This window comes from Proteus sp. PR00224, assembly GCF_016238105.1.
Taxonomy (GTDB): Bacteria; Pseudomonadota; Gammaproteobacteria; order Enterobacterales; family Enterobacteriaceae; genus Proteus.
The window spans coordinates 28,910-46,795 of the sequence record NZ_JAEHQU010000002.1 but is presented as its reverse complement, the minus strand read 5'-3'; the positions used below and the strand labels follow the sequence as shown (position 1 = coordinate 46,795).

The 17,886-nt window shown below is 35.5% G+C and carries 18 protein-coding genes; 11 read left to right on the top strand and 7 right to left on the bottom strand.

Going from position 1 to position 17,886, the window contains the following annotated elements:
- The first annotated feature begins 2 nt into the window (after positions 1–2).
- Genes JEP71_RS03600 through JEP71_RS03560 form a run of 9 tightly spaced genes read left to right on the top strand, consistent with a single transcriptional unit; the run spans position 3 to position 6,602 of the window.
- Entirely contained in the window at positions 3–491 is a 489-nt protein-coding gene (locus tag JEP71_RS03600; protein WP_109373848.1) for a phage baseplate protein, read from the top strand.
- 12 nt (positions 492–503) lie between these two features.
- A complete protein-coding gene (locus JEP71_RS03595; RefSeq protein WP_196533794.1) occupies positions 504–824 on the top strand; it encodes a phage baseplate plug family protein in 321 nt (106 codons plus the stop codon).
- Positions 793–1,605 (top strand): baseplate hub protein, encoded by an 813-nt coding sequence (locus tag JEP71_RS03590; protein ID WP_196533793.1) that lies wholly within the window; start codon positions 793–795, stop codon positions 1,603–1,605. Before JEP71_RS03595 ends, JEP71_RS03590 begins: the two co-directional genes overlap by 32 nt.
- A 2-nt stretch (positions 1,606–1,607) precedes the next feature.
- Positions 1,608–2,300 (top strand): Gp138 family membrane-puncturing spike protein, encoded by a 693-nt coding sequence (locus JEP71_RS03585; RefSeq protein WP_198625779.1) that lies wholly within the window; start codon positions 1,608–1,610, stop codon positions 2,298–2,300.
- A complete protein-coding gene (locus tag JEP71_RS03580; RefSeq protein ID WP_198619794.1) occupies positions 2,297–2,641 on the top strand; it encodes a hypothetical protein in 345 nt (114 codons plus the stop codon). Before JEP71_RS03585 ends, JEP71_RS03580 begins: the two co-directional genes overlap by 4 nt.
- Positions 2,634–3,821 carry a baseplate J/gp47 family protein gene (locus tag JEP71_RS03575; RefSeq protein WP_198625778.1) on the top strand — a complete coding sequence of 396 codons (1,188 nt, stop codon included), beginning with the start codon at positions 2,634–2,636 and terminating at the stop codon, positions 3,819–3,821. Before JEP71_RS03580 ends, JEP71_RS03575 begins: the two co-directional genes overlap by 8 nt.
- Positions 3,818–4,474 (top strand): DUF2612 domain-containing protein, encoded by a 657-nt coding sequence (locus JEP71_RS03570; protein ID WP_196533791.1) that lies wholly within the window; start codon positions 3,818–3,820, stop codon positions 4,472–4,474. Before JEP71_RS03575 ends, JEP71_RS03570 begins: the two co-directional genes overlap by 4 nt.
- Positions 4,475–4,479: 5 nt before the next feature.
- On the top strand, positions 4,480–6,168 hold the full coding sequence (locus tag JEP71_RS17515; RefSeq protein WP_232797504.1) for a pyocin knob domain-containing protein: 1,689 nt from the start codon (positions 4,480–4,482) through the stop codon (positions 6,166–6,168).
- Between the two features lie 17 nt (positions 6,169–6,185).
- Positions 6,186–6,602, top strand: a complete 417-nt coding sequence (locus JEP71_RS03560) for a tail fiber assembly protein (protein ID WP_198625777.1) — start codon at positions 6,186–6,188, stop codon at positions 6,600–6,602.
- 107 nt (positions 6,603–6,709) lie between these two features.
- Here the strand turns inward: JEP71_RS03560 and JEP71_RS03555 are convergent, their stop codons facing one another.
- Positions 6,710–7,627, bottom strand: coding sequence for a helix-turn-helix domain-containing protein (locus JEP71_RS03555; protein ID WP_198625776.1), 918 nt, complete (start codon positions 7,625–7,627; stop codon positions 6,710–6,712).
- Between the two features lie 373 nt (positions 7,628–8,000).
- A complete protein-coding gene (locus tag JEP71_RS03550) occupies positions 8,001–8,180 on the bottom strand; it encodes a GhoT/OrtT family toxin (RefSeq protein WP_036912664.1) in 180 nt (59 codons plus the stop codon).
- A 700-nt stretch (positions 8,181–8,880) separates the two neighbouring features.
- Between JEP71_RS03550 and JEP71_RS03545 the strand changes: the two genes are divergently transcribed.
- Positions 8,881–9,423 carry a DUF924 family protein gene (locus JEP71_RS03545; RefSeq protein ID WP_198619797.1) on the top strand — a complete coding sequence of 181 codons (543 nt, stop codon included), beginning with the start codon at positions 8,881–8,883 and terminating at the stop codon, positions 9,421–9,423.
- Positions 9,424–9,495: 72 nt separating this feature from the next.
- On the opposite strand, the gene JEP71_RS03540 is transcribed toward JEP71_RS03545, so the two are convergent.
- The 4 genes from JEP71_RS03540 to JEP71_RS03525 form a co-directional block, all read right to left on the bottom strand.
- Positions 9,496–10,272: a dimethyl sulfoxide reductase anchor subunit family protein gene (locus tag JEP71_RS03540; protein ID WP_198619798.1), complete on the bottom strand. Its 777-nt coding sequence runs from the start codon at positions 10,270–10,272 to the stop codon at positions 9,496–9,498.
- A gap of 3 nt (positions 10,273–10,275) precedes the next feature.
- On the bottom strand, positions 10,276–10,893 hold the full coding sequence (locus tag JEP71_RS03535) for a DMSO/selenate family reductase complex B subunit (RefSeq protein WP_023581764.1): 618 nt from the start codon (positions 10,891–10,893) through the stop codon (positions 10,276–10,278).
- 11 nt (positions 10,894–10,904) lie between these two features.
- Positions 10,905–13,337: a DMSO/selenate family reductase complex A subunit gene (locus tag JEP71_RS03530; protein WP_198625775.1), complete on the bottom strand. Its 2,433-nt coding sequence runs from the start codon at positions 13,335–13,337 to the stop codon at positions 10,905–10,907.
- A 358-nt stretch (positions 13,338–13,695) separates the two neighbouring features.
- Positions 13,696–14,952: a mechanosensitive ion channel family protein gene (locus JEP71_RS03525; RefSeq protein ID WP_198619800.1), complete on the bottom strand. Its 1,257-nt coding sequence runs from the start codon at positions 14,950–14,952 to the stop codon at positions 13,696–13,698.
- A 600-nt stretch (positions 14,953–15,552) separates the two neighbouring features.
- Between JEP71_RS03525 and JEP71_RS03520 the strand changes: the two genes are divergently transcribed.
- Positions 15,553–17,175, top strand: a complete 1,623-nt coding sequence (locus JEP71_RS03520) for a hypothetical protein (protein ID WP_198625774.1) — start codon at positions 15,553–15,555, stop codon at positions 17,173–17,175.
- A 91-nt stretch (positions 17,176–17,266) separates the two neighbouring features.
- Here JEP71_RS03520 and JEP71_RS03515 read toward each other — a convergent pair whose 3' ends face one another.
- Positions 17,267–17,845: an HdeD family acid-resistance protein gene (locus JEP71_RS03515; protein WP_198619802.1), complete on the bottom strand. Its 579-nt coding sequence runs from the start codon at positions 17,843–17,845 to the stop codon at positions 17,267–17,269.
- Positions 17,846–17,886 lie beyond the last annotated feature (41 nt).

The window sequence follows — 17,886 nt, the reverse complement described above, 5'->3', positions numbered from 1 at the left end:
TTATGATAACTGAAGTTAGAATTTTTGATTTAGAGTCATTTGCAACACTATTTGATAGCGTTAATCCGATGAAAGTTTCGATTACTGATAGTCACCAAGTTATTAAATTTGCGGTTGAAAATGGTGAAAATCGTAGCGACCACATCATTGTTGATCCTATTAGTATAAGTGTCGAATTACTATTAACGGGTGATATTGTGAATCGTTACTCTATTATCAAGCAGCTTTATGACGAACACACACTGGTGGGAATTCAAACTAGAGTCAAAACCTATCAACCGATGTTGTTAGAGAGCCTCAGTCATGATGAAGATCCCCAAAAAGTGAATGCCATCGAATTAAAACTCAAATTTATAGAATGGAAAACAATAGAGCCTGAATATAATAAAAAATCTTCTAAATCGACAAAAAAACCAAAGCAAACCTCAACAGTCAATCGTGGAAATGTCAAAAGTAAAAAATCAACACAAATAGGAAAAAAAGAAAAATAGGAGGTAGATAAAATGCAAACTATTCCGTTACAAGCTATTCCTAATCAGCGATTTTCTGTCGAAATAGCTGGTGTTGATTGGATTTTTACGTTGAAGGTCGCTAATCAAACCATGTTTTGTGATATTGAGCGAGATGGTGAAGTACTTATTACAGGTATTCGCTTGGTCGCTAATACACCTATTATTCCTTATCGTTATTTAAACCAAGGGATTAATTTAGTTTTTTTAACAGAAAATGATGCTTTACCGTGGTATGAGGAATTTACAAAAACACAATCATTAGTGTATTGGAGTAATGAAGATGGATCTTCGGCGAATAAGGGTGGGGATTGAGGTCGGCGAAAGGCTTCAATGGTATGAAGGATTGCGTATATCAGCAGGAGGAAAAAAATATGCAAATCCATTACAAAACGAATGTAAAATCGCTATTACAGGGCTTAATGCCGAGACAAGGGATTATTTGCTGACGGAAACCAGCCCTTATAATAAAAATAAGCAAGCTCGGCGGCTTTATTTAGAAGTTGGTCGAATTAACTCTGGTTTATTTTCGCTTTTTATTGGCGATATCGTCAGTGCAGAAATAGACTCTCCTCCGAATGTCACCGTAACGTTATCTGCAAAAACCAGCCATCATTGTTCTGGGAAAATTATTTCTTCTAGTGGTGGCGCAATTCAAAAATTGAGTGAAATCGCGTTAGCCATTGCTAATGACTGTGGTGTGAAATTAGATTTTCAGGCGACCGATAAGAATATTGCTAATTGGTATTATTGTGGCTCCGCATTACATCAAATAGAGCGTTTACAAGAGTCAGGAAATGTTAAAGCTTTTATTGATGATGATACGTTATTCGTAAAAGATGACGATAAAGCATTAAAAAGCCGATTTCGTATTTTGAATATGAATTCAGGCATGATTGGCATTCCTAAAGCCACAGAGAGTGGATTGACGGTGAGTTATCTTATTGATAGTACCTCTGAATTAGGCGGAATGCTTCGCCTTGATAGCAAACTAAATACCTCACTAAATGGCGATTACATTATTGAGCAGCTTGAATTTAAAGTTGCCTCTCATGATGCTGATTTTGCCTATACCGCAACATGTAAACGAGCTTAACTATGAGTAAACCCAATAATGATATTGCTAGTGTTGGTTCACTGGCAGGGGCTTTTTCGTCTGCATTTCGCCATTTAATGATGAATACAGATGATATGTTACCCGCAACTGTCATTAATTATGATGAAAAAACCAACCGAGCCATGATAAAGCCCTTGGTCATGATGTTGACTACGGATGATGAAAAAATCTCTCGAGCCCCTGTTGCTAACATTCCTGTGTTTCGATTTGGTGGCGGTGGATTTTTTATTAGAGCCCCCATTAAACCCGGTGATTTTGGCTGGTTAAAAGCCTGTGATCGTGATATTAGCCTTATTTTTCAACGTGGTGGTTTAGAAGATCAACCCAATACAACACGATTACATTCGTTTAGTGATGCTATGTTTTTTCCTGACACGATCAAAGGATGGGCTATTGATGGGAGGAACATTGATGCCTTAGTTATTCAGTCAATGGATGGTTCAGTCTGTTTCTCTCTTCATAACGATAAAGTTGTATTAGAAACCCCAAAATATGAGATCAACGCACCTGAAACGATATTTACTGGCAATGTTACTGTTAATGGTAATTACGTTGTAAATGGTAATAGTGATTCACAAGGTGGGCTGATGCGCCATAACGGAAAAGATATCGGCTCAACACATACTCATAGTGGGGTGCAAGCAGGGAAAGACAATACAGGGAGTCCAATATGAGGACATTTTCAATAAACCAGCAGAATGATTTTGCGATAGGTGCTGATGGTAACCTTCAAATTTGTGACAACGATGATGCAGTAAAAAATCTCTGTCAGCATTTTATTAAGGCTGTCCGTGGTGAAATGCTACATAAAAAAGATAAAGGTATTCCTTATTGGTCAGCAACATTTAGCCGACAAGCTGATCTTCCTTTATTTGAAATGGCGTTTCGACAACGTATTGCTGAAATAGAGGACGTTGTCTCTATCACTTATTTCCATGCTTTTCTAGAAGAGGGAACATTGAAATATCAGGCAGATATACGCACGATATATGGAGGATTTACATTGAATGGCTGACTATCGTTATATCAATAATAAAGGTGTGATTGTTCCTGATACATCAACATTACGAAATCGTGTAGAAGACGAATTTCGTGCTGTATTTGGTCAATCCATTAATTTATCGCCAGAAACTCCACAAGGAGTATTGGCGACTATGGAAATTGAAAATCGGGATGCGATTGTTCGTAATAATGCTGAACTGGCAAATCAAATAAATCCAGATATTGCTGGTGGTATTTTTCTCGATGCAATATGGGCTTTAATGGGCGGCGAGCGTATTAATGCCACACATTCCTATTTAAGTGATGTCGAGTTTACGGGTATTCCCGGTACTATTATTCCTAAAGGTTCTCAGGCACTCACAATAATGGGGGCTGTTTTTGAAACGTTATCGCCATTAATTATCGCTAATAATGGGAAAATTAATGGCGATATGCGAGCCAAAGAATATGGCTCTATTACTTGTGGTATTGGGCAATTAAATAAAGTGGCAAGTTCTGTATTAGGATGGGAAAAAGTGAATAACTTAACCCATGCAGTTGTTGGTCGTCATGCTGAGTCAGATATAAAGGCAAGGCGTCGGCGTAAACAAACACTCGCTAAAAATACAGTCAGCGTTGCAGACGCAATTACTTCTTCGTTATATGAATTAGAGGGCGTTAATTCTCTTTCTTTTCGTGAAAATTTTAATGATAAAGCGTTAATTGTTGATGGTATTTCATTATTACCGCATAGCATTTACGTGTGTATAGAAGGTGGGGATAGCCATGAAATTGCTAAATCATTATTAAGAACAAAAACAATAGGTGCTGCATTTAATGGTGATATTGAAATAAAGGTAATAGAGCCAGCAAGTGGTCAAGAATATCCTATTAAATTTTCACGACCGAAAGAAATATTGGTGTTTTGCCGTGTTTCTGTAAAAAAATCCAATATTGATGCACAAACCATTATTCCTAATGCGTTAGAGAAATGGGTACAGGGTGAAATAGATGGAGACAATGGGTTGGTGGTCGGGCGAGAAGTCTCCCCTTTTGAAATTTCAGCGGCGGTTAATGCGGTGGAGCCTCATTTATTTGTCACTAAAGTGGAGCTTTCAACAGATGGAAAGAATTGGAATGTTGCATTAATTCCTATTGGTCTTAATCAAATTGCCCGATTACCAAAAGGGGCAGTACAAGTGGTGATCGTATGAATATTCAAGAATTTGATTTTCATTCTGATCTACTTAAAGCGATCCTCTGGCAATATGAAAATGCAGATAAGCTAAAAGCATTAGCACATTTAAAAGCGGCTTACTTTAATCAATCTACGGTTTCATTTTGGCAAAACTGGTATCGAGATGTATTTAATATTGATACAGCTAACGACTTTGGTTTATCCGTATGGTCACGTATTTTAGATGTGCCTTTAGGGATTGATATTCCTCCTAGTGATAAAAATAAAATAGGTTTTGGCTTTGGTAAAAAGAAAACCAATTTTAAGGCAAACTTTAGACGAAATGCGGATTACACTCTATCGCTGACTTTAGATCAAAAAAGAATGCTGGTGAGAATGCGTTATTTTAATCTCACTCAAAGTCCTACCGTGACCAATATTAATGAGTTTCTTAAACGTTTTTTCTGGCGTGAAGATAGCAAAGTCTTTGTGCTCGATCCTTTTGATATGACGTATATGTATTATGTTTTTAATTTTAATCCAGATGAACGTTTACGTCTTTTATTAGAAAACTTCGACTTAATGCCGCGTCCTTCTGGCGTGGGCGTCAAATATCGTATCGTAACCAAGAAGGCCTTTGGTTATGGTCAATATCGTAAAAACTTTCTGAAGAGTAATTTCGGAGAATAATTCCTATGACTAAAATATTTAAAACCCCCTTTGCAACACAAGGGGATAAAACAGTTGTGCCTGTTGAAATTCAATCTGATGGTTCTGTGTCTTATACACAAGGTTATGGTTACGATTATGAACGTGACCAAGTTACTGATCCAGCAGCAAAAGATATTGAACGTGAAAAAATGAATAGTTTATTTCACGATATCACCGAGTCTATTGGTGAAATGCAATTGCAGGGTTTTGCTAAGTGGTCGGAAGCAGGCAAACCTTATCCTATTCGTAGTGTGGTTTATCATAAAAATAAAGCTTGGCAGTCTAAAATTGAAAATAATAATGTTGAGCCAATTGCTGGTAATGCATGGATTGAATTAAAAGCGGATATTACAGCGAATGAAGTTGGCGCTTATTCTAAAGACGATGCGGACAAACGCTTTCAACCACTAGGTAAATATCAAGTTGAAGGTCATAGTTATTCAAAAGCCGAAACTGATACGAAATATCAACCGAAAGGGAATTATGCCCCTGCGGGAAATTATGCCACTAAGGGCGAAAGCTATACCAAAGTAGAATCTGATGGTAAATATCAGCCAAAAGGAAGTTATCAACCGTCAGGCGATTATGCGACTAAAGGTGAAAGCTATACTAAAGCTGAATCTGATAGTAAATATCAGGGGAAAGGGAATTACCAAGTAGCGGGTTATAGTTACTCAAAATCTGAAGCGGATAATAAATATCAAGCGAAAGGCAATTATGTTGCTACCACTCGTAAAGTTAATGATAAGCCATTGAGTGGTGATGTAACGGTAACATCGCAAGATATTTTTTCTAATCAGGCGATTTCAATTGGCGCTAATCAAAATTTAAATAACTATAAAACAGCGGGTATTTATTTTCAGCCAGCGAATGCAAATGCGACTACAAATTTAAATTACCCAGAAACCATGGCGGGTACATTAATTGTTTTAAAAAATGCGGGTATTACTCAACTTTATTATGTTTATAACACGAGCCGTATTTATTCTCGTAGCCAGTATGATAAAGGTAATTTTACACCATGGGCAAAAGAGTTTAATAGTCAAAATAAACCGACCGCAGCTGATGTGGGCGCATATTCCAAAGGTGAATCAGATGGAAAATATCAGCCGAAGGGGAATTATGTGCCATCAGGTCGAAAAGTTAATGGTAAAACTTTATCTGCAGATATTGTATTAACAGCTAATGATGTTGGTGCTGCAACATCAGCACAAATTAATGAAGTGAAAACATTAACTACAACAGCCCAGAATACTGCTAATAATGCAAATACAAATGCAAATAATAGAGTACCTAATACTCGTAAAGTTAATGGTAAACAATTAAATTCAGATATTACGCTAACGGCTGGGGATGTAGGTGCTTTAACTCAAGCTCAAGCTGATGCTCGTTATTTATCTAAAACCGCTAATATTGAAGGAGGGATTGGTAGTTATATATTAGGTAATACAAACTCTGCTAGTGTTGGTGCCATTATCTCTGGAGGTAATATTAGTAGAGCATCGGTAACTAATTATTATGTATCAACATCTTCTACAGAAGATGCTTTCTACACTATATTACAATCAGGAACAGTAAGTGGCTCATGGAAAGCTTTAGCTACGACATCCGGAGATAGAGGATCTAGACCTAAACCATATGGTGGAACTACTTTATTTGTAAGAGTTGCTTAAAATAAAAGGAATTAGAAATGATTGAATATATTAGAAATATACAACAGCATAACATTATTCCATTAGAGAATGGTGTTGAATGTGAAGTGAAATTAACTAATTTCGATAAGGTAATCCCTTATTTTGCGACCCCTAATGATGGTGAATTTATTGGAAGAGAAATTTATAGACTTTGTATATCAGGGAAATATGGAAAAGTAAATGCTCCTAAACCACTAGATAAAAAAGAAATAATTGCTAATCAAGAAGAAAAAAGAAAACATTTAATTAATGTAGCATCTTTTATAATTGAACCGTTAAAAGATGCAAGTGAGGGGGGGTATATAAAAGAAGAAGATATTGATAAATTAGAAAAATGGAAAAAATATCGTTATCAATTAACAATAATTAATCTCGAAGAAGAAAACATTGAATGGCCTAAAAAACCAGATTAATGATATTTTTTACAACATTAGATCATAAAAATTAATCTTCATTCTTATAAAAGTGGATATAAAAAAGCCACCTATTTTATAGGTGGCTTTTCAGCAATAAGATAAAACTACTCTTTTATCTTACTTTTGTCCTTATCATCCACTTCAATTGGAATATAATAATTAACATCTTTTAATAGTGATGCAGGTTTGTTTAAAAGAATTGAAATAGGATAATCATCTTTAAAAATATACTCTTCAATATCTGGAGCACCGTTCTTTCTTGGTATATTGAGTTTTCTAAGTAAAATACCATAGGTGTTATAGATGATATCTTTATAATCTAATTTTAATAATGCTTCAGGAATACTAAATTTTAAATATCTTGTGTTTTCTATCTGAGTTCGATGAGTCAATTGAGCATTATAAATTTCAGGCGTATTACCCATCATAGTTGAATATTTAACGGTTAATTCATCATTTTTCTTAGATAAAATATTATGTACCGCATAGACTTTATCATGTTTATAAAGTGCATATTGAAAGAAAATCTTCCAGTAATCTTCCCGCGCTTTTTCTGTACTAAAATTCCAATCAATCATATTTGCTTTATAGGTATGCTCTATACCGATTAATGGAAGAGAGTCTATTGTGACAATCTCAATATCGAGGTTAAAACCACTAAATTTTCTTAACGGTAGTGTAAAGCCGTGAGCTTGCCAATTCTCTTTTCTACGATAATTATAAGGCGTTATATTAAACAGTTTTTTAAACGCTCTTGAGAATGTCTGCTGAGAATCAAAACGATATTTTAACGCAATATCAAGTAGTGGTGTTCTTTGTAAACGTAATTCGACCGCAGCACAAGAAAGACGCCTTGCTCGAATATAAGAGGCTAATGTCAGACCTGTTTGTTCTTTAAACATACGTTGAAGATGCCATTTCGAATATCCTGATTTCTGTGAGACATTTTCGAGTTTGAGATCTTTTTCTAAATTCTCTTCAATCCAATAGATAATATCTGTAATGACATTTTCGCTAAACATATTTAGGCTCTGATTAATAATTTATTTTCGGTAATATAAAAAGAAAGGCATTTAACCAATTTACATTAGATACTGTAATGAAATTAAGTTTGATTGTAAATTTATAAAAACATTATAACTTATAAAGTGTATTTAAACGGGTATCTATATTTTTGAAAAACTGATTCAGCTTTAACTGATTGATATATATAGCATAAGTTAATGTCATTTAAGTTTTAAACCAACCATTAAATATTTTTTCTTTAATAAAATCTAAGCTAAATGTGTTATTTTTATAATTAAATTAATATAAGTAATTATCCGTAGAATAATAAATAGTTATTATTCTAATTTAATAGAATATAACTACATTATCCGTTTTGTTTTGGAAAAATTAACTAAAAATAGAGAAGATAAGTGCCATAGGGAAGCTAAGAGGCCAAGTTAAGGCGATTAATAATGCACTTAAAAGGCGCATGGCTAGGCTAGGATCTTTGGTTAAAAAGAAAGTAATAATAAACGATATTACAGCCCCAATAAGGTAGCTTATTCCAATAATAGAGATAGCAGACATAACAGATCATTCAGTAAATAGACTGCAACAATTGTACTCCAAAATTGTTAAAGAAACAGAGGAATAGGGCAAACTTTTCAATAAATGTCATTACTAATGTGCAAATTTTAAACATTCATCTCATTTTTGATCTCCGATTTCTTTGCGGTGTAGTCACACAAGATAATAACAAGGTTAAAGCCTAAAAATCAAAAAAATAAAATGTAGTAGATTGATTTAGCTTATTATTTGTAACAATCTTTATTGTTTTGAAACGAGGGTTATTAAAAAATAGAACAAAATGGTATCGATCTTTTTTAGTGGTTTCACTATAAAAATTAAAATTTTTAAATGCTGATTTTTAAGGCAGGATAGTGATGAAGAGATAAATTCAATGTTTGTAAAGTGCACAGGTTAATTATATTACATCATGATATCGACAGAATGTAATAAATGGGATGAATGCCATTTTATACATACTTGTAGATAAATGAGCTTATGGATGGCGCGACTTAATGGATTTAAGCGTTAGCTAGGAAGCATTTAAAATCCCCTTTTAAGATTGAAAAGGGGATTTATTTTTATGTCTTTTTCGGATCGGGGTTAATAGCCGTCACTATATTAAAATGGTAACTTACCAAAGTCGTAATCCGCCAATGACGTTTATTTTGATGAAAATAAACGCTGTTTTGATTAATAAATAACTAGCGTGGTAGTTTTTATGATCCCTTATCAATCAACTTTGACGTTTTGGTTTGAAGAATGCACACCAGAGCAATGGTTTAAAAAAGATATTCAGTTTGATAAAGAAATTAGCCGCAGATTTGGTGAATTATGTTTAAGTGCGAGTCGTGGCGAGCTGGCATCATGGAGAGAAACAATAGAAGGGCGCTTAGCTGAGATTATTATTCTTGATCAGTTCTCACGTAATATTTGGCGTGATACGCCAAAAGCTTTTGCCCAAGATAATATGGCATTAATCTTAGCGCAAGAAGCTATCCGATTACCTGAATACCTGACTTTAACACCTGTTAAACGTAAGTTTATTATCATGCCATTTATGCATTCAGAATCATCTAAAATTCATCAAGATGCGGTTACCTTGTTTTCTCAGCTTAATGATGAAAACACATATCAATATGAACTGCGACATAAAGAAATTATTGATAAATATGGTCGCTATCCTCATCGTAATGAGATTTTAGGCCGAACGTCTACACCCGAAGAATTAGCCTTTTTACAGCAACCGGGCTCTGCATTCTAAAAAAATGCATACCTAAAAAGGTATGCATTTTCGTTTATTTCTCTTACGGATTACTTTGTAAGAAAATTAAGACTACATTGTAATATGCCATAAGTTATAGAATGCAATACGACCTGATAACTCTGCAATAATGACCGCAGCAGCACAAGTTGCTAGCGTCATTTTTGATGCTTGGGCTTTTACTGCAGTAAATCCTACGATAACCACACCTAATGCTAATACAGCTAATTGGAATCCCCAAAATAGAGATTGGTCAGCGCTGAGTTCTGGGCCTGTAAAGCCAAGGAAACTCACATAACCAGAGCGAGTAGCAAAAGTGATAATGGCACCGATAATAAAGGACAATGCGCCTAAACGTCTTGAACCTGTTGCCATTGCTAATACACCACCGCCAACTAATAACGTCATCCAAAATTGCAATGTGGTGTAGTCTGTGTTCCAGTTAGCAATTGTAGGAATATGGTAAACTTGAGGAATTGACCAAACAAATGCTAGACCAAAAACAACGGTAAGTAGGTTACAAATTTCACGTAAGCCCTTCCATTTTTTCATCATAGTGAGTGCAACAGTTGCAAAAGCAAAACCTGTAAACACACCACTTAAAAACGCTTCATTACTCATTGGAGAACGACCAACGCCTAAGAGCATATTGAAAAAACGCAGTGGCTGACCAACGTGTAATCCACCAATACCTAAGCCAACTAATGTTAAAATCAGGGCTAAAATATTAGCATTACGCAGTTGGTTTTCATCAATTTGACCTAATTTTTTACTGATATAAGCAATAAGAAACAGGCCTGCTGCTGACGAACCTAAAACAGTAAAAAAGACTAGAGGAAGTTCATGCATGGTTTATACCTCCGCCGCATTTTGAACTGAGCCGGTTTTATCACCAGAAGGTTTCGCTTCTTTGTGGGCTTTGATCACGATATTTGGATTGGTCAAGCTAGGATCAGGCATTGGTGCAATACCACATTCAGTACCATGTTTTGCTCTGATCACTTCAATATCATCAAAATCAAGTGCACGTTGAGGACAAGACTCAACACAAACCGGTTTCATGCCTTGTGCTACACGCTCGTAGCAACCATCACATTTAGACATGAGTTTTTTCTTCTCATCGAATTGTGGTGCACCATAAGGGCAACGCAATTCGCAATAACGGCAACCAACACAAATATCTTGGTTAACAACCACTAAGCCATCTTCTTCACGTTTATGCATAGCGCCAGTTGGGCAACCTGCAACGCAAGTAGGGTTTGAACAATGGTTACAAGAAATGGATAAATAATAACTATAGATATTTTGTGTCCAGATCCCGTCTTGTTTTGCCCAGCTACCACCACCGTATTCATAAACACGGCGGAATTTAGGGCCTAAATCTAAATCTTTTTCATCCTTGCAACTGACTTGACACGTTTTACAGCCAGTGCATTTAGTGGAGTCAAAATAAAAACCATATTGCTTCATGAGTTAACTCCTTATGCACGTTTCACTTCAACAAGGTTTGTATGTTGTGGATTTCCTTTAGCAAACGGCGATGGGTGCCAGCTTGTTAATGTATTAATACATCCACCTGTATCTACACCTGTTGTATCAAGTGAACGCCATGCACCTTGCGGTACTGCAATCACACCAGGTAATACACGATCTGTCACTTTGACGAGAATATTTAAACGACCACGAGCATTATAAATCTCAGCAATATCGCCAGATTTTAATCCACGTTCAGCTGCATCAATTGGGTTTAACCAGAATTGATGAGGAATAGCTTCACGTAACATAGCAACGTTATAGTAGCTTGAGTGAACGTGCCCTTTATCGTGGAAACCCGTCATTTGCAGAGGGAATTTCTCTTTAAGCTTAACGTTTTCAACGCCTTCTTCATTTTTACAATATTCTGGAATTGCAGGAATACGATCGCCTTCTGGTAAAATCCAGCCATCGGTATCTTGCATAAGCTTTTCAGAATAAATTTCAATCTTACCTGACGCTGTTTTTAATGGATTCGCGATAGGATCTTGACGGAATGCTTCAAGTGCAACGTATTGATTACGGTTAGGTAATTTACGATCGATAATTCCTACATCATTAGTTTCTGCAAATGTAGGCAGTGCTGGGTTTTTCTCACGCATTTGGTTATAGCAATATTCAATCCACTCTTCGTAAGTACGTCCTTCGGTGAATTGCTCTTTGGTGCCCATCTTTTCTGCAATATCAGTTAAGACATCATAGCAAGGGCGGTTTTCCCAAAGTGGTTTAATCGCATTTTGTAAACGGACGACATAGTGGTAAGCACCACTTGCGTAAGAGTTATTGATAAGATCGTTTGTCTCAACGGTTGTCACATCTGGCAGTAAGATATCAGCGTATTTTGCAGATGGTGTCATGTGGTTATCCCACACTAAAATAAACTCACATTTTGATTCATCTTGCAGTAAATCATGTGTTTTATTCAAGTCAGCGTGTTGGTTACCAATCACGTTACTGGAATAACACCACATAAATTTAATACCCGTATCGAGCTTATCTTTATTTCTGACACCCGCATTTTTGCTGGTAAGTTGCTCACCGCGAGCAATTGCTTCAGACCACATAAATGTTGGGATCAAGGTCTTAACTGGGTTAGGTAGAGCAAAACTTGCAACTGGATAAGCAACGTTACCACCCCAACAACCTGTATTTGTACCAGGGCGACCAATATGACCTGACATTAATGGTAGCATCATAATCGCACGACAGGCTTGTTCACCATTTGAAGTACGCTGAATACCCCAACCTTGAGAGATCCACGCAGCTCTTGCACCGCCAATTTCACGCGCTAATTGGATAATACGTGCAACAGAAATACCAGTTAATTTGCTTGCCCACTCTGGTGTTTTTGCAATGCCATCAGGGCCATTACCTAAAATGTAATCTTTATAAGAGCCATTTTCAGGTGCTGATGCAGGTAGTGTTTGTTTATCCCAACCGACACAGTATTCGCGTAAGAAATCTTCATCGGTGAGGCCTTCTTGGATCATCACATAGCCTAATGCAGCGACTAACGCAGCATCAGTACCCGGATAAATAGGGATCCATTCTGCACCTAATGTTGTCACACTGTCGGTACGGCGAGGGTCAATAATGATAACTTTACTTTTGCTCTTATCTAACGCATTTAACGTTTCATAGAACTGACCACCACCAGACATACGTGTTTCAGCAAGGTTATGACCAAACATCACAACTAAATCTGAATTCTCAATTTCTGTTAACAGTGATTCCAGCATGTCACCATAAACATAAGGCACAATACCGGTTAATTGAGAGTATGAATAAGTACCATAGTCACTTAAAAAACCACCAACAGTACTTAATAAGCGTTTACATGCCGTTCTACCGTGTAAGTTTGCACCTGTAGAGCCTGTACCATATTGGTAATAAATAGACTCATTACCGTATTTTTCGATGGTATATTTTAATTTTTCCGCGATGATTGAAGTGGCTTCATCCCAAGAAATACGCTCAAATTTACCTTCACCACGCTTACCAACACGCTTCATTGGGTATTTTAAACGATCGGGATTATATGTTTTCCAACGTACAGAACGACCACGCAGACACGGACGAATTTGGTGAAGACCAAATGTTGAATCGTCATACATAGTTTCATTAGAAATACGACGAATAACGCCATCTTTCACATGAACTTTTAATGGACAACGGCTACCACAGTTCACTAAGCATGCACTGTATTTGATAGTTTCAGATGTCTCATCAGGACGAATACCCTGGGGAGTTTGAGCATTAGCAGCGAATGGTAATGAAACCGTTCCTGCAACAGCAGCAGCACCAGAAATAACGGCTGCAGACTGAATGAATCCACGCCGACTCATTTCAGTAATAGAAGTATTATTTTTAATTTTTGACATTGACATTACCCTAACATTTTTCACAACAAGTAAAGTTGTATATATATGTTAAGTTATAACCCTTCTACCTATAATGATTTATATCAATATAAAAAATGTTAACAAGGTTATATAAAAAAATAATTATTAAACAAATGGTTACATTTTTTGATAAATACCACTTTAGTGGTAAATGAAATATCAAATAAATAGGATTAAACAATCAATCGGTGTATAAAAAATAATATAACGATTATTATTAATATATAGAAAAACAAGATTGTTAACATGATAACAAAATAAGAGATTAAAAATATTTGTTAATAAGAAAAGTAAAAAAGAAGAATAATTCTCCTTTTTTACTTTATACAAAAATGATTTATTGCGGATTATTTTCGACAGGTAATCTGAGTGCTCTTACATCATTTCCGGTTGGAGATTGGTGAACTCTTAAGCCAAATTGAGGCAAAATAGCAAAGATATGATCAAAGATATCTGATTGAATCGCCTCGTATTGAACCCAAACGGTGGTGTTCGTAAAAGCGTAAATTTCAATGGGAAGCCCATCCGAGGTTGGGGCTAATTGCCTTACCATAATTGTCATTTGCTTATGAACATTAGGATGGTTTTTTAAATAAGCTTCAACATACGCACGGAAGGTTCCAATATTGGTCATGCCACGTTGGTTTAATGGTGTTTGATATTCATTGCCCAAGGTTGCATTGAATTGATTAATTTCACTTTCCTTATTTTTTATATAAGGAGTCAACAAGTGGGCCTTTTCTAGATCATCAAGTTGCTTTTTATCTAAAAAATGGATGCTGTTAATATCAAGAGCAAGACTTCGTTTAATACGACGTCCTCCTGATTTTGTCATTGCTTGCCAGTTTTTAAAGGAGTCTGAAATTAGAGAATAAGTTGGAATAGTTGTAACTGTATTATCCCAATTACGCACTTTAACCGTTGTTAAACTAATATCAATAACGGCGCCATCAGCACCATATTTAGGCATTTCTAACCAATCACCAAGGCTTATCATGTTGTTTGCAGATAATTGAATACCAGCGACTAATCCCATAATAGGATCTTTAAACACCAACATTAATACAGCCGTCATGGCGCCTAAACCACTGAGTAAAATAAGAGGTGATTTGCCAATAAGTAGGGAAATAATCATTATCCCAATCAGCACAGAGGCGGCGAGTTTTAAGCTTTGAAAAATACCTTTTAATGGTAATCGGCCAAATGAGGATGAATTTCTCATGATCTGCATACAGAGATCCATAATAGAGAAAAGCATTAACAAGCCAAAAATTAAGCACCACGCTTGGGCGCTGGTGGTGAGGATCTCTTGTGTTTTACCTGATCCCATCCACACCAGCGCTTGGATATTAACAACAACGCCTTGGATTAAAAACGCAAAACGACTAAATAGTTTATTTATTTCTAGAGAAAGTTGCCATTTCTGATCGTACTGACTTATGGCTTTGGAAATTTTAGGTAAGACCAACTTGTGCAAAATAAAATGAAGAATGATTGCGACAAGAAAAATAATGGCTAAAACGAGTAGGAGAGAAGCGAGTTGGGCATACTCCTCATTGAATTGACGTATCCATGTAAGCAGTTGCTGCTGCATAAAATATCCTCATAGTTAATGTGGGTCGTATATTAAGAGTATAGAAACGAGAGCTTAGTTCAAGAAGGTGAATTTTTTGTTACGACAAATGTGAGGGTAAACGAGATGATAATTAAGCGTAGCAGAGTGAATAAAAGCCAGAAATAGTCTTTTGTGCGATGAGGGTGCTATTTCTGGCTTTATGCTGTATTTTATTTTTAAATCAAATAATTACAGTAAACGAGTTGATGATAATTTTACAACAACTTGGTGCAGGTTAGTAATAAAAGAAGTCATTGATTTCATATTAAGTGTCCTATTAATAAAATGTGATTCATGTCACAAATATTTTCTAAGATTGATTTTAATCACATTTCCATAACAGTCAATAGCTTTATGCAAAAATATTTTAAAATTTAAATTATTTTTTATTTTAAAGATGTTTTTTATCGATCAAGTAGAGGGTTTTCTATTGAAAACTTTCTTTATCTTATTGTTTATTTTCTCTTTTTTACTTTCATCTAACAACAATGCTTAGTTGACTTTTTTCTATTGTGATTTTCACTCAAATTTTTTGCTTTAAGCTAAAAATGGAATCGGAAAAAGAAAGGAAATCACTCAATGAATATCGAAACAAAAGAAGAACGTTTACAAAAAATTTTACAAGGTGAGAAAAGTGCAATAGCACTAACACCACCTGTTTATGGTGCCCATGCTCAAGCCGTTATTGATGCTGATGTGGATATTAAATTCAATCAGATAAAATCATCTCCTGATGAGCCTGATAACGAAGTAAAACTGAATCGAGTTATCAAATATGAAGTTAGTGTAACGGGGATTAATCTACGTTTGGCTGAATGGCGCACAAGTCCGAAAGGTATTTTAATTTTACCAAACAACAAAGATGTCTACATCACAATAGTGGATAACAGCAAAACAGAAATCTCTTTAACGGGTAATCGCAGTGGTGTGGCGTCATTACAATTGATCTTAAAAGATGAGGATAATGAGAATATTGTTTATTACGCCACACCAATACAAATTCGTGTTACCCCACCTAAAACCAATCCTAACACTGACTGTTCATCGAGTAATTGTGAACAATTTGATGACTTGTTGACAATACGTTCAGAATCTATGCAATGGCCAAGTCAGTGGGAGAGTGTTTCTAAAAGTTTTGTGGTACATCTTCAAGATAAAGAAGGTGAAGATGTTCAAAATAAAGAGGTTAAATTAACTTACGATGTAGAGAATAGTACATTGGCTGTTGAGCCAGAAATCTATAATTCTGATGGCGAGAAAATTAATATTGGCAAAACGAATAAATACGGTATTGCGAATTTTAAAGTCAAATTTAAAAAGAGTGAACCGAAACAAGTCGCTATATTTCATGCCGAAACTGAAAATAGTGAAGATCTAGATAAGCCAATTAAATCCAGAGATTATTATGTTGAAATGACAACGGAGAAATTACCTTCTCCTAAAGTGCCTGCAACATTAAATGGTATTCTCAGCTATCATAGTGAGAACTATTGCGTTAACGCTAATCTTATTTTAGGTCGTGATATTAGTGAAAGCACCCAAGTTGGGTTTTATTTTAATGATCAACTTAAGATGTTGCCATGTACTGATAAATCAGCCGTTTCTGTGAGATTAGAGAACCAGTCATTAACAAATGGCATTCATTACATTTCTTTCTTCACTGTTGATATCTTCGATAATATCTGTTTTTCTCGACGTGAGCGTATTATTGTTGATAACTCTTTAACTGGGGAATGCAGTAAGCAAATTAAAAATATTGCGCCCAAGCCTTGTATTAGTGTCACTATTCCTCAGATTTGCGATCGCTACTTTAATTCTGTCAATATTAGACTTGTTCCTTCTTTATGTTTACAAATTAAAAATCGTGTAGCGAAAATGAATATCCAAAAAATGGTTATCATTTTTAATGGTTATTCTAAGGTAAATAGTAGTGAAAGAACGTTGGTATATCGCTCAACATTAGAAATCTACGCTGATGATCCTCGTTTAGGTAATTTCTTACACGATACAACACCTAATAACGATCCTATTAATATGGTTGAGATCGTTGAGCCTGCGTTAGAGAGTATTTTGGCTGATGCATTGCCTAATATTGAAGTAGGGCAACTTGGTATCCAAGTGATGGTATTTGAAAAAACAGGAAATTGTTACCTTTGCGGAGAAAATATGTATACGGTATCTCTGCGCTTACCTTGTGCTTAATACAAATCTATTTTGCTTTATACTTAAGAGCCACCTTGCGTGGCTCTTTGTCTATGTTTCATCAATAAGATTATTATCACTAAATAGTCAATTAGTGAGTCATTCGTTTTATCGCATTTATTATCGATAAAATGGTGATAGAACTTAAAATAAGTTGTATACCAATTAACGCCATGACGAGTGCGACTGAGGTTTCAGGGCCAAAAGCAATTAAGAAATAGGCAATTACTAAATCTAAAAATCCAACCAAGATATTAAACCAGCCATAAAAATTATCTTTGATTTGTTTAAAGCCTATATTTAGACGCAGTATACCCGCAAAAATAAATAGGAAGCCGATAAAAAAGGCGAGACTAAGCATACCTTTTAGTGGATCAGTGACAAAAATATAGCCAAGCAGAAGATAAATAAAACCCGTTAATAACGTAATCAACATTGACCAACCAGAAGAAACTTGAGCATTAAAACCACCAATAATGCTGGATATCGCACAGGCAAAAAATACAACACCGAGTAATACACTGATAACAATGCCAGAAGAAAGAGGGTTAATTATACAGATAAAACCTGCAATAAAGCCCAATGTGGCAATAACAGTCATTAAAGTACATTGTTTTTTAACCAGTTTCTCTGTTAGCTGAGATAAATTATTTTTATTAATATCTAACATAGCCACCTCTTATCCTTATATTTGATACATAAGTTAAATTA